The sequence below is a fragment of the Micromonospora sp. NPDC005254 genome (assembly GCF_042872525.1).
Lineage (GTDB): Bacteria > Actinomycetota > Actinomycetes > Mycobacteriales > Micromonosporaceae > Micromonospora.
The window spans coordinates 16,996-28,789 of sequence record NZ_JBIAKM010000006.1 but is presented as its reverse complement, the minus strand read 5'-3'; the positions used below and the strand labels follow the sequence as shown (position 1 = coordinate 28,789).

Here is an 11,794-nt window from a genome sequence, read left to right as displayed (position 1 = left end):
GCCCCCCCACCCACACACCCCCCCCCCCCCCCCCCCCCCCCCCCCCGCGCGGCCCCCCCCCCCCCCCCCCCCCCCCCCCCCCGCCGCTGACCGTCTAGACCTTCGTCAGCAGCTCCTGCATCTGGGTGATCTCGGCCTGCTGATCCGTGATGATCTTCGCCGCCAGAGTCTTGGCATCCGGGTTGCTGCCCTGCGCCGTCTCCTGCTGGGCCATGCTGATCGCACCCTGATGGTGGCTGATCATCATGGTGAGGAACTGCTTGTCGAACTCGGCGCCCTTGGCCTTCGCCAGTTGGGTCATGTCCGCGTCGGACATGACGCCGGGCATCGGGCCGTGGCCCATGCCCATGTCCATGCCGCTCGCGCTGGCCATCGGGGCCGGCTTGCCCCAGGCGGTCAGCCACCCGTTCATGGTGTCGATCTCAGGCTGCTGCGCCTGCTTGATCTTCGTGGCGAGCGCCTTGACGTCGCTGCTGGCGGCCCGGGTATCGGCCAGCGACGCCATCTCGATCGCCTGCCGGTGGTGGACGACCATCATGTGAGCGAACATCACGTCCGCGTCGTTGAATACCGCGCCCGCGCTCGCCGAGGCCGCCGGCGCGCTGGTGCCCATGCCGGAGCCGTGGCCCATCCCGGAGCCCGTGGAGTCATCGCCGCCGCAGGCCGACAGCAGCACCGCAGCGGTCACCGCCACGCCGGCCAGTCCGGCACGGCGCAGCACAACAGAACGTGTCAACACAACAAGAAGCCTTTCGGTATCGGTGAACGTGCGAGAAGAACCTCGGCGCACGCCCTGCCGTACGCGCAGCGCGTACGGGCAGCAGCGGCGCAGCGCGAGTTCTATGTACGCAGCACCGACAACCGAGCGAGACTCAGACCCACCGGCCGCGGCGGGCCCCGCAATACCCGCGACAGCGCGCTGACGTTGCGGATCTGCGAACCGACCGGACGCGGCCTCGCCCACCACCGCGCGATCAACAGCACGAGCACCGCCAGACCGGTGAGCACCGCCAGGCAGACACTCCAACCGGGCATGCCATCGCGCCCCGGGCCCTGCGGACCGCTCACGTGCGCGCAGCCTGGACACTCATCGGTCACGGCAGTCACCGCGGCCGCCACCTCCGCCGGCACGTCCATCCCGCCAGCCACGGCCACCGCACCGGCCGGCCCGTGGCCATGGTGGGTGCCCATGCGCATCCCGGCGTGTCCGAGGGTGTGCATCGCCGCGAGCCCGAACAGCGTGCAGGCCAGCAGCACCCACCGGGCCATCGGCCCGGCGCCCACTGCCCGCGCGCCTGTCACGCAACCACCGTACCCACCCACCGGGCGGGGATCCCTGACACCCGCACCGAACGTGACGGACAGTCGACGGTTGACCCACCAGATCGACCAACGCACGGGCGCACCGATACGGGTGCGAGCTGCGACGCGACCCGATCGTGGCCCTCCTTTACGGAGGTAGCGGCGCGGTCCGGCAGCGGCCTCGAAGGTCGTGTGGACCCAGGGGTTGCATCCGGTACCCAGGTACAGGCTTACCGTCGACCGACGGCGCCGATGGCGCCCAGGTTCGAGGAGGCGGCATGTCTTTCGTGATTCCGGACGCCTGCACGCTACCGACGGCGCAACAGCCGTTGCGGCTGGCGGAGTTTGCTGAACTGTTCGCCACCGCTGTGCGCGAGGTGGACCAGCTCGACGCGACCCACACGCGCCTGCGTCTGGCCGGCCCGGCGGGTCTGGCGACCACGGTGCGTGACCTTGCCGCTCGCGAGACCGAATGCTGCTCGTTCTTCGACTTCACCGTCGCAGTCGAGCGTATCGGCGACGGGGAGGCCGTGACCCTGGACGTCGCGGTGCCGCCCCAGCATGGCGAGGTCCTGGCCTCTCTCGCGGGCCGCGCCCGTGACGCTGCCGCTCGCACCGCGAGCCGAGAGGAGCGTCGTGCAGCGGATCAGTCGTGAGCGGCTTCGCGAACTGCTCGATGCCGGTGAGGTCACGCTCGTCGAGGCAGCTCATTTCGAGGCGGACCATCTGCCCGGTGCGGTGAACCTGCCCGGTGAATTGTCCGCCGATCTGGCGGCCCGGCTGACGCCGGACCGCGACCGGACCGTGGTCACCTCCTGTTCCGGCCCGGCCTGCTCGCGTTCGAAGGCCGCCGCCGCCGCGTTCGAGCGGCTCGGCTCCACCGACGTACGCGGCTACGACGGCGGCAAGGCCGACTGGGCCCAGGCTGGGTTGCCGTTCGCCGGCACCCGGTCGACGGCACGGGCGTCGTGATGGACGGGCTACGCACCGGCGAGGTCGCCGAGCAGGCCGGCGTCAACATCCAGACGCTGCGCTACTACGAACGCCGCGGCCTGCTCGCCGAACCGTCACGGACGAACGGCGGGCACCGCCTCTACCCAGCCGACACGGTCGCCCTGCTCAACGTGATCAAGGCAGCGCAGCGACTCGGATTCACCCTCGACGAGGTCGCCGAGCTGCTCGACGCGGGCCGCCACCGGCACCCGAGCGCGGATCTGCGGCAACGCGCCATCGACAAGATCGCCGAAATCGATCTGAAGATCACCGACCTGACCGCGATCCGCGCCACGCTCACCGAAGTCGTCGACGCGCGCTGCAACAGCCTCACCAACTGCACCTGCACGGACTGCCCGATCCCGTATCTGACCATCGGCACCACTCGACCCTCCGGAGAACGCGAATGAGCCAGCCCGTCCCGCCGCCGACCCGCATCCCGAACCCAGCCCCGGGGGAGATCGACAACACGCCGCCGCGGCGCAGCAAGGTTGCCGGCGGACTCGCCGTCCTCGCCTGCGCCGCCTGCTGCGCGCTGCCTCTGCTGATCGCCGCCGGGGTGCTCACCGGCGCGGGCGCCGCGATCCTGGAGAAGACGCTGTTCGCCATCGCCGCCGGACTGGTGGCTCTTGCGCTCGGCATGTGGTGGCTGCACCGCCGTCGCTCGGTCCAGCGTGCCATTGCTGTAGCGGGATGCGGCTGCCATAGCACTGGATGCGGCTGCTGACCCCCCGGGGCGCGAGGGCTTACCTGCGGGGCCGATCGCACACCGATGAGGTTTTCGCGCCGCGCCCGTCTGTACGTACTAAATGGACTTACGGGAGGTTGGCACGGTGCGGAAACTGATCTTCGCTATGAACGTGAGCCTGGACGGCTATGTCGCCGCGCCTGGCGATGACCTCGGCTGGAGCGTACCGAGCGACGAGCTGTTCCAGTGGTGGTCCGACCGGGTGGGGGCGACCGGCCTGGCGCTGTACGGGCGCAAATTGTGGGAGGCGATGAGCTCCCACTGGCCGACCGCCGACCAGCAGCCCGGCGCCACACCGGCGGAGATCGAGTACGCCCGCCGCTGGCGGGACATGCCAAAGGTGGTGTTCTCCTCGACGACCCGCACGGTCGACTGGAACACCCGCCTGGTCACCGGCGACGCGGTCACCGAGATCACCCGGCTCAAGGCCGAAGACGGCGGCCCCATGGACATCGGCGGCGCCACACTTGCCGCAGCGGCCATGCGTGCCGGGCTGATCGACGAGTACGTGCTGGTCACCGCACCGGCCTTGCTGGGCGGCGGCACGCCGTTCTTCACGGCCCTGGACAGCTGGGTGAACCTCAACCTGGTGGAGACGCGGCCGTTTCCCGGCGGCGTGGTACTGACCCGATACGAGACGAGGCGATGAGCACGGGCCGGACTCACCTGATCACCGTGTCGGAGGCAGGCCCAGCCATGGTTTGTCGGTGGCGTCGAATCCGGTGAGCTCGGCGATCCTCCCGTCGACGATGTGCAGGACCGCGATGGTGAACAGCCGGTACTGCGGGTCGTCGGGGGTGCGGAGGTACAGCGCGGCGGCAGGCATGCGGTTGATCGTCGTGGTGATACCGCGCCAGTCGTCGTAGCCGCGTTGAAAGAGCCCATGGGAGACCCAGCCGTCCACCGCTTCCCTGGCCGTCGTGGTCACGGTGCCCGGATCGGGCAGCATCGCGAAACGCAGGTCGTCGCGCAGTAGGGACGTCAGCCCGTCGAGGTCGTTGCGCTCATGGGCCTCGATGTACGACTTCACCGCGCCGCGCTCGTCATTCGACAGCTCGTGGGTGGCGGGGCTCCGCCAGTCGAGACGGCGGTCGGGCAGCTGCTCGCGCATCGTCACACGGGCCCGCTGCAGTGCGCTGGTCACCGATGCGACGGTCAGCTCAAGGGCGTCGGCGGCTTTCGACGCCGGCCAGCCGAGGACGTCGCGCAGGATGAACACCGCCCGCTGCCGCGGCGGCAGGTGCTGGACGGCGATGATGAACGCCAGCTCGATCGTCTCCCGCGCCACCACCGATTCCAGCGGGTCCTCGGGGAGCATCCGGTCGGGGTACGGCTGCAGGTACAGCAGCTCGGAGTCGGGGTTCGGCAGCTCGAACGGCACGGGTGTGCGGTCGTTGCGCTTCTCCAGGAAGTCGAGGCAGGCGTTCGTCGCGATCCGGTACAGCCAGGTCCGCACGGCCGCGTGGCCCCTGAACGACTCCCGCTTCTTCCACGCTCGCAGGAACGTCTCCTGCGTCATGTCCTGGGCGTCCTCGTAGTTCGCGAGCATCCGGTAACAGTGCACCTGCAGCTCACGCCGGTGGCGCTCCGTGATGAGTGCAAACCGCGCCGTGTCGCCTGAGTGGACCGCCGCGATGAACGCGGCCTCGGTGGCGCTTAGCGGTCTGGCGTCGGTCATGGTCGTTGATCCTTCCACCGGTGCGTGAGTGCTAAAGGAACCGACGACGTGGCGGAGGATTTCTGATCGGTGAAGCCGCCGACACCTAGGGCCGCATCGGCGCGCCTTCGACCGGCGGAGAACAAAGACGAGTGCCAGGACCAGCTGGTGCGGGCACACCGCCGGAGCCCGCTCAGGTCGCCACGGCAACCGCCGGCACCACGTCGGGCGCGTCCAGCCGGAAGGCGTCGGCCGCCGCGTCGTCGGGCTGCTCGTGCGCGGCCCGCTCGGCCCGGACCCGCGCGACGTAGTGCGCCACCTCCCGGTCGACCCGCTCGTCGTCCCAGCCAAGGACCGGCGCCATCAGCGTCGCCGCCGGCCGGGCGGCCATCAGGCCCCGGTCGAAGCTCTCGATCGAGATGTGGGTGCGCCGGGTCAGCACGTCCTCCAGGTGCAGCGCCCCCTCGGCGGACGCCGCGTAGACGACCTCCACCCGCAGGTAGTCCTCCGCGCCGTCGAGCGGCTCGCCGAGCGTGGGGTCCTCCCGCAGCAGCGCCAGCACCTCGTCGACGGCGGCGCCGTAGCGCCGCAGCAGGTGCTCCACGCGCTCGGTGTGCAGGCCGGACTGCTGCGCCAGCCGGCGGCGCTGGTTCCACCGGGCGACGTAGCCCTCCGCCCCCAGCAGGGGCACCCGGTCGGTGCACGAGGCGGCCACCGCGCCGCCGAGGCCGCGCACCGCCTCGTCGACCGCGTCGCGCGCCATCACCCGGTACGTCGTGTACTTGCCGCCGGCCACCACCACGAGTCCGGGCGCCGGACTGACCACGGTGTGCTCCCGCGACAGCTTGGCGGTCGCGTCGGACTCTCCGGACAGCAGCGGGCGCAGGCCGGCGTACACGCCCTCGACGTCGTCGCGGGTCAGCGGGGTGGCCAGCACCGCGTTGACGCGCTCCAGAAGGTAGTCGATGTCCCGGCTGGTCGCCGCCGGATGCGCCTTGTCCAGGTCCCAGTCGGTGTCGGTGGTGCCGACCAGCCAGTGCCGGCCCCACGGGATCACGAACAGCACGCTGGACTCGGTGCGCAGGATCAGGCCGGTGCTGGACCGGATCCGGTCGCGCGGCACCACGAGGTGGATGCCCTTGGAGGCGCGCACCTGGAACTGGCCCCGCTCGCCGACGAGGGCCTGGGTGTCGTCGGTCCACACCCCCGTGGCGTTGATGACCTGCCGGGCGCGCACCTCGAACACCCGGTCGGTCTCCAGGTCGTGCACCCGCGCGCCGGTGACCCGGGCGCCCTCGCGCAGGAAACCCACGACGCGGGCCCGCGACAGCGGGTACGCCCCGTGCGCGGCGGCGGTGCGGACGAGGAAGGTCACCAGCCGGGCATCGTCGACCTGGGCGTCGTAGTACTGCAGAGCGCCGACCAGCGACTCGGGCCGCAGCGACGGGCAGGCGCGCAGCGCCCCGCGGCGGCTCAGGTGCCGGTGGGTCGGCACGCCGCGCGCGTGGCGGCCGGACAGGCTCATCGTGTCGTAGAGCAGCACGCCGGCGCCGGCGTACAACCTTTCCCAGCCCCGGTGGCGCAGCGGGTAGAGGAACGGCACCGGGCGGACCAGGTGCGGGGCGAGCCGCTGCAGGAGCAGGCCCCGCTCGCGCAGGGCCTCGCGGACCAGCCCGAAGTCGAGCATCTCCAGGTAGCGCAGGCCACCGTGGATGAGTTTGCTGGACCGGCTCGACGTACCGCTGGCCCAGTCGCCGGCCTCGATGAGCCCGACCGACAGACCTCGGGTGACGGCGTCGAGAGCGCAGCCGGCGCCGGTGACGCCGCCGCCGATCACCAGGACGTCCAGTTCCTGGCCGCTGCCGAGGGCGGCCAGGGACCGCTCGCGGGCGGCCGGTGACAGTGTCGCGGAAAGCATCCGTCTTCTCTCTCCTGAGGAGGGTGGGGCGGCCGGCGACGGGCGCCGGCCGCCCGGATCCTTGAGGGGGGTGGGGCGTCAGTCGACGTCGACCCAGTCGAGGGTGCGCTGGACCGCCTTCTTCCACCGGCCGTAGCCGTTCTCGCGCTGCTCCGGCGACCAGCCCGGCTGCCAGCGCCGGCTCTCGTTCCAGTTCTCGCGCAGCTCGTCGGTGTTCTTCCAGAAGCCGACGGCGAGGCCGGCGGCGTACGCCGCGCCGAGGGCGGTGGTCTCGGCGACCACCGGCCGGCTGACCGGTACGCCGAGGATGTCCGCCTGCATCTGCATGCACAGGTCGTTGACGGTGACGCCGCCGTCGACCTTGAGGCACTCCAGGTGCACGCCGGAGTCCTGCTCCATGGCGTCGGCCACGTCCCGGCTCTGGTAGCAGATGGACTCCAGAGTGGCCCGGGCGATGTGGGCGTCGGTGTTGAACCGGGAGAGGCCGACGATCGCGCCACGGGCGTCGGAGCGCCAGTACGGTGCGAACAGGCCGGAGAACGCGGGCACGAAGTACACCCCGCCGCTGTCCTCCACCTGGCGGGCCAGGATCTCGCTCTGCGCGGCGGTACTGATGATCTTGAGCTGGTCGCGCAGCCACTGCACGGCCGAGCCGGTGACCGCGATCGAGCCTTCGAGCGCGTACACCGGGGCGTCGTTGCCGAACTGGTAGCACACCGTGGTGAGCAGCCCGGCCTTCGACCGCACGATCTCCGTGCCGGTGTTGAGGAGCATGAAGTTTCCCGTGCCGTAGGTGTTCTTCGCCTCACCCGGGGCGAAGCAGACCTGCCCGACCGTGGCGGCCTGCTGGTCGCCCAGGTCGCCGGTGATCGGGACTCGGCCGGCGAACGGGCCGTGCTGCCGGGTGCTGCCGTACGAGCGGGGGTCGGACGACGGCCGGATCTCCGGCAGCATGGCGCGAGGGATGTCGAAGAAGGACAGCAGCTCGTCGTCCCAGTCCAGCGTCTCCAGGTTCATCAGCATGGTGCGACTGGCGTTGGTCGGGTCGGTGACGTGCACCCCGTCCTCGACGCCACCGGTGAGGTTCCACAGCAGCCAGGAGTCGGTGTTGCCGAAGACGGCCTCGCCGCGCTCGGCGGCCTCCCGGACCCCGTCGACGTTCTCGAGGATCCACTGGATCTTCCCGCCGGAGAAGTACGTCGCCGGAGGCAGGCCGGCCTTGCGTCGGATGACGTCGCCTTTGCCCTCGCGTTCCAGGGCCGAGGCGATGCGGTCGGTACGGGTGTCCTGCCAGACGATGGCGTTGTAGTAGGGCCGGCCGGTCCGGCGGTTCCACACCACGGTGGTCTCGCGCTGGTTGGTGATGCCGAGCGCGGCCAGATCGGAGGCGGTCAGGCCAAGGGCGTTCATCGCGGTCTGGATGACCGTCTGGGTCCGCTCCCAGATCTCGAGTGGGTTGTGCTCCACCCAGCCGGCCTGCGGCAGGATCTGCTGGTGTTCGAGCTGGTGGCGGCCGACCTCGTTGCCGCCGTGGTCAAAGATCATGAAGCGGGTGCTGGTGGTGCCCTGGTCGACCGCGCCGACGAAGTCAGCCATTCGGGTGTCTCCTTCTGTGTCCGTCGTAAGGATTCGGGTCGGCGATGTCAGATGCGGGCGAGCTCGTCCTCGGCCGAGGTCTTCTCGGTGGCCAGGGCGCCCGGCTCCAACTCGTCCTCGCTGGGCAGGAAGCGGCCGATGATCAGCTCGTAGAGGCCGGCGCCGATGATGCCACCGACGAGCGGCCCGACGATCGGCACCCAGAAGTACGGATAACCGCTGGTGTCCTGGAAGGCCGTTTCGTAACCGGTCAGGAACGAGGCGAGGCGGGGGCCGAAGTCGCGGGCGGGGTTGATGGCGTAGCCGGCGTTGGCGGCGAAGGCCATGCCGATCGCCACCACGATCAGGCCGACGATCAGCGGGGCGAGGTTGCCGGCGGGCAGCGAGTTACGCGCGTCGGTGACGGCCAGGACGAGGAACAGCAGGATGGCCGTGCCGATAATCTGGTCACGCAGCGCGCCCCACTCGCTCACGCCGGCACCGGGCAGGGTGGAGAAGACGCCCTGACTCTTGCTGGTGAGGCCCGGGTCGAACCGGGACAGCACCTCGCTGTAGTTCCAGCGGATGATCAGGGCCGCGACGAACGCGCCGGCGGTCTGGGCCAGGGCGTACGGCATCACCTTGCGCCAGGAGAAGCCCTTGAAGACCGCCAGGGCGACGGTGACCGCGGGGTTGAGGTGCGCGCCGCTGATGCGGCCCGCCACGTACACGCCGAGCGTGACGCCGAGACCCCAGGCCCAGGCGATGCTGTCGAACTCTCCGGTTCCCGCCGCGGCCACCTGGGCGACCACGCCCACGCCGAACAGGATGAGAATCGCGGTGCCGGCGAACTCGGCGGCCAACTCGCCAACGAGCCCGGGCGCTTTCAACCGTTGCGCCATCTTGCCTCCAGAAACGGTGGGGGTGGCAGCCCTCCCCTCGGGGGAAGTGGAGGGTCGGTCGGTGACGCCGCGGTGCAGTAACGTCACTGTGCGGTGAACCGTAGGAAACCCTCGGTGCCGGGTCAACGAACCTCGGTCGACAATGCCGAACACTGTTGCGGCCGCCAAAACGCGATTAGCATTCCGCCCCATGCCGGGTCAGGTGCAGTCCATCACGCGGGCCGCGGCGATCCTCCGCCTGCTGGCCAGCAGCTCCGGCCGCCTCGGCATCGGGGAGATCGCCCGCTCTCTCGACCTGGCCAAAGGCACCGCGCACGGTATCGTCCGCACGCTCCAGGACGTCGGCTTCGTGGAGCAGGACAAGACCTCCGGCAAGTACCAGCTCGGGGCGGCCCTGCTGCACCTGGGCACCAGCTACCTCGACGTCAACGAACTGCGCTCACGCTCCATCAACTGGGCCGACCCGCTGGCCGCGCGCAGCGGCGAGGCCGTCCGCATCGGCACCCTGTTGGACGGCAAGGTGCTGGTGGTCCACCACGTCTTCCGGCCCGACGACACCCTGCAGACCCTCGACGTCGGGTCCCTGCTGCCCCCACACGCCACCGCGCTCGGCAAGGTCCTGCTCGCCTACGACGTCGGCGCCGCCAACGCGGTCATGCAGGGCGAACCCGAGCCGTACACCCGGCGCACCCTGGTCACCGCCCGGACCCTCAGCCGGGCGCTGACCGCGATCCGGGACAACGGCTGGGGCGCCGAGATCGAGGAGATGACCCTCGGCGAGGCCGGTATCGCCGCGCCCATCCGCGGCTACGGCGGCCTCGTCGTGGGCGCGATCGGGCTCTCCGGCCCGGTCGACCGCGTCTGCGACGCGCAGCGCCACCCCCGCCCGACGCTCGTCGCGTACGTCCGCGACGCCGCACGCGCGGTGTCCCGGGACCTCGGCGCGGCGCGCTGGTGATCCGTCCACCCTGCCCCGCCATCCGCCCAGAGAGGACGAGGAATGACTGACAGCTACGTCGTCTCCATCGACCAGGGCACCACCTCGACCCGCTGCATCGTGTTCGACCGCCGGGGCAACCTCGTCTCCGTGGCGCAGCGGGAGCACCAGCAGCACTTCCCCCGGCCCGGCTGGGTGGAACACGACGCGCTGGAGATCTGGCGCAACGTCGGCAAGGTGGTGCCCAGGGCCCTCGCCCAGGCCGGCATCGTCGCGGGCCAGGTCGCCGCGATCGGCATCGCCAACCAGCGGGAGAGCACAGTGGTGTGGGACCGGCGAACCGGCGTCCCGGTGGCGCCGGCGATCATCTGGCAGGACACCCGCACCGACACACTGGTGGAGACGCTGGCCCGGGCACCCGGCGCCGAGGACCTCCGGCAACACTGCGGGCTGCCGCTGGCCACGTACTTCTCCGGCCCCAAGCTGCGCTGGCTGCTCGACCACACGCCCGGGCTGTACGAGCGGGCCGAGCGCGGCGAGGTGCTCTTCGGGACGATGGAAAGCTGGCTGATCTGGAACCTCACCGGCGGCCCGGACGGCGGTCTGCACCTGACCGACGTCACCAACGCCAGCCGGACCATGCTGATGGACCTTCGCGCGCTCGGCTGGCACCCGGACTCGCTGGCCTTCTTCGGCATCCCGGCCGCCATGCTGCCCGAGATCCGCTCCTCGTCAGAGGTGTACGGCACCGCGACCGCCGTCCTGCCCGGCGTGCGGATCGCAGCGGCGCTCGGCGACCAGCAGGCCGCCCTGTTCGGCCAGACCTGCTTCGCGCCGGGCGACGCCAAGTGCACCTACGGCACGGGCAGCTTTCTGCTGCTCAACACCGGCACGGAGCCGGTGCACTCCAGCCACGGGCTGCTCACCACCGTCGGCTACCAGATCGGCGGGCAGCCGGCCGTCTACGCCCTCGAAGGCTCCATCGCGATCACCGGGTCCCTGGTGCAGTGGTTCCGCGACCGGCTGGAGCTGATCAGTTCGGCGCCGGAGATCGAGACCCTCGCCCGCACGGTGGACGACAACGGCGGCTGCTACATCGTGCCGGCCTTCTCCGGGCTGTTCGCGCCGCACTGGCGCAGCGAGGCGCGCGGCGTGATCGTCGGGCTCACCTCGTACATCACCAAGGGGCACCTGGCCCGCGCGGTGCTGGAGGCCACCGGCTGGCAGACCCGCGAGGTGGTCGACGCGATGAACGCCGACTCCGGCCTGGAGTTGACGGCGCTGCGGGTGGACGGCGGGATGACCGCCAACAACCTGCTGATGCAGTTCGTCGCCGACGTGGTCGCGGTGCCCGTGGTGCGCCCGATGGTCGCCGAGACGGTCTCCCTCGGCGCGGCGTACGCCGCCGGGCTGGCGGTCGGCTACTGGCCCGACCTGGAGGGGCTGCGCAGCAACTGGCACCCCGCCGCCCGCTGGGTGCCCAAGATGGACAACGCCGTGCGCGCCGAGGAACGGGAGAACTGGCAGCGCGCGGTGGAGCGCACCTTCGGCTGGATCAAGCCCGAGGCCCGGGCCGCCAACGAATGACCTTCGGGGGCCACCTCATCGATACGCCGATCCCCCATGCCTGCACCACCCGATTCCCGTTCGAGCCGTACGCCCGAGGATTAAACGGCGACACCGCGGCGGCCACCACTGGCACGTACTCGGCGAACGTCGGGGCTAGCGGACGGGCCGGCCCTACCTTTAGCCCGGCCAGCGA

The 11,794-nt window shown here is 70.9% G+C and carries 13 protein-coding genes; 7 read left to right on the top strand and 6 right to left on the bottom strand.

All coding sequences use genetic code 11. The features are described from left to right. Positions 1-94 precede the first annotated feature (94 nt). Both ACFYPR_RS19310 and ACFYPR_RS19305 read right to left on the bottom strand, forming a co-directional pair. On the bottom strand, positions 95-739 hold the full coding sequence (locus ACFYPR_RS19310; RefSeq protein WP_387261296.1) for a DUF305 domain-containing protein: 645 nt from the start codon (positions 737-739) through the stop codon (positions 95-97). Positions 740-840: 101 nt separating this feature from the next. Further along, entirely contained in the window at positions 841-1,302 is a 462-nt protein-coding gene (locus ACFYPR_RS19305) for a DUF6153 family protein (RefSeq protein ID WP_354863149.1), read from the bottom strand. Positions 1,303-1,580: 278 nt separating this feature from the next. Between ACFYPR_RS19305 and ACFYPR_RS19300 the strand changes: the two genes are divergently transcribed. The 5 genes from ACFYPR_RS19300 (at position 1,581) to ACFYPR_RS19280 (ending at position 3,692) form a co-directional block, all read left to right on the top strand. Continuing rightward, positions 1,581-1,958: a hypothetical protein gene (locus tag ACFYPR_RS19300; protein WP_363941017.1), complete on the top strand. Its 378-nt coding sequence runs from the start codon at positions 1,581-1,583 to the stop codon at positions 1,956-1,958. Further along, positions 1,939-2,274 (top strand): rhodanese-like domain-containing protein, encoded by a 336-nt coding sequence (locus tag ACFYPR_RS19295; RefSeq protein WP_387261292.1) that lies wholly within the window; start codon positions 1,939-1,941, stop codon positions 2,272-2,274. The genes ACFYPR_RS19300 and ACFYPR_RS19295 overlap by 20 nt, the downstream gene beginning before the upstream one ends. After that, entirely contained in the window at positions 2,274-2,705 is a 432-nt protein-coding gene (locus tag ACFYPR_RS19290) for a MerR family transcriptional regulator (protein ID WP_387261289.1), read from the top strand. Before ACFYPR_RS19295 ends, ACFYPR_RS19290 begins: the two co-directional genes overlap by 1 nt. Next, entirely contained in the window at positions 2,702-3,022 is a 321-nt protein-coding gene (locus ACFYPR_RS19285) for a hypothetical protein (protein WP_387261286.1), read from the top strand. Before ACFYPR_RS19290 ends, ACFYPR_RS19285 begins: the two co-directional genes overlap by 4 nt. A gap of 106 nt (positions 3,023-3,128) precedes the next feature. Next, the gene (locus ACFYPR_RS19280; RefSeq protein WP_355067923.1) at positions 3,129-3,692 is read left to right on the top strand and encodes a dihydrofolate reductase family protein; all 564 of its coding nucleotides are present in this window, start codon (positions 3,129-3,131) and stop codon (positions 3,690-3,692) included. A gap of 21 nt (positions 3,693-3,713) precedes the next feature. Here the strand turns inward: ACFYPR_RS19280 and ACFYPR_RS19275 are convergent, their stop codons facing one another. The 4 genes from ACFYPR_RS19275 to ACFYPR_RS19260 all read right to left on the bottom strand — a co-directional run bounded on the left by ACFYPR_RS19275 (position 3,714) and on the right by ACFYPR_RS19260 (position 9,095). Beyond that, complete coding sequence (locus ACFYPR_RS19275) at positions 3,714-4,721, bottom strand: RNA polymerase subunit sigma-70 (RefSeq protein WP_355067921.1); 1,008 nt, start codon at positions 4,719-4,721, stop codon at positions 3,714-3,716. A 172-nt stretch (positions 4,722-4,893) separates the two neighbouring features. After that, entirely contained in the window at positions 4,894-6,618 is a 1,725-nt protein-coding gene (locus ACFYPR_RS19270; protein ID WP_355067919.1) for a glycerol-3-phosphate dehydrogenase/oxidase, read from the bottom strand. Positions 6,619-6,696: 78 nt separating this feature from the next. Further along, positions 6,697-8,214 (bottom strand): glycerol kinase GlpK, encoded by a 1,518-nt coding sequence (gene glpK, locus ACFYPR_RS19265; protein ID WP_354862549.1) that lies wholly within the window; start codon positions 8,212-8,214, stop codon positions 6,697-6,699. Positions 8,215-8,261: 47 nt separating this feature from the next. Further along, the gene (locus ACFYPR_RS19260; RefSeq protein ID WP_354862548.1) at positions 8,262-9,095 is read right to left on the bottom strand and encodes an MIP/aquaporin family protein; all 834 of its coding nucleotides are present in this window, start codon (positions 9,093-9,095) and stop codon (positions 8,262-8,264) included. A gap of 190 nt (positions 9,096-9,285) precedes the next feature. Here ACFYPR_RS19260 and ACFYPR_RS19255 point away from each other — a divergent pair, with 190 nt between their 5' ends. Together ACFYPR_RS19255 and glpK (ACFYPR_RS19250) are read left to right on the top strand one after the other, a co-directional pair. Further along, on the top strand, positions 9,286-10,053 hold the full coding sequence (locus ACFYPR_RS19255; protein ID WP_354862546.1) for an IclR family transcriptional regulator: 768 nt from the start codon (positions 9,286-9,288) through the stop codon (positions 10,051-10,053). A 42-nt stretch (positions 10,054-10,095) separates the two neighbouring features. Further along, entirely contained in the window at positions 10,096-11,619 is a 1,524-nt protein-coding gene (gene glpK, locus ACFYPR_RS19250) for a glycerol kinase GlpK (protein WP_387183276.1), read from the top strand. Positions 11,620-11,794: the final 175 nt, after the last annotated feature.

Excerpts from the sequence above, each read along its gene's own strand:
- ACFYPR_RS19290 (WP_387261289.1), top strand. The coding sequence starts at position 2,274 with ATGGACGGGCTACGCACCGGCGAGGTCGCCGAGCAGGCCGGCGTCAAC.
- ACFYPR_RS19270 (WP_355067919.1), bottom strand. The coding sequence starts at position 6,618 with ATGCTTTCCGCGACACTGTCACCGGCCGCCCGCGAGCGGTCCCTGGCC.
- ACFYPR_RS19275 (WP_355067921.1), bottom strand. The coding sequence starts at position 4,721 with ATGACCGACGCCAGACCGCTAAGCGCCACCGAGGCCGCGTTCATCGCG.
- ACFYPR_RS19300 (WP_363941017.1), top strand. The coding sequence starts at position 1,581 with ATGTCTTTCGTGATTCCGGACGCCTGCACGCTACCGACGGCGCAACAG.
- glpK (WP_354862549.1), bottom strand. The coding sequence starts at position 8,214 with ATGGCTGACTTCGTCGGCGCGGTCGACCAGGGCACCACCAGCACCCGC.
- ACFYPR_RS19285 (WP_387261286.1), top strand. The coding sequence starts at position 2,702 with ATGAGCCAGCCCGTCCCGCCGCCGACCCGCATCCCGAACCCAGCCCCG.
- glpK (WP_387183276.1), top strand. The coding sequence starts at position 10,096 with ATGACTGACAGCTACGTCGTCTCCATCGACCAGGGCACCACCTCGACC.
- ACFYPR_RS19260 (WP_354862548.1), bottom strand. The coding sequence starts at position 9,095 with ATGGCGCAACGGTTGAAAGCGCCCGGGCTCGTTGGCGAGTTGGCCGCC.
- ACFYPR_RS19255 (WP_354862546.1), top strand. The coding sequence starts at position 9,286 with ATGCCGGGTCAGGTGCAGTCCATCACGCGGGCCGCGGCGATCCTCCGC.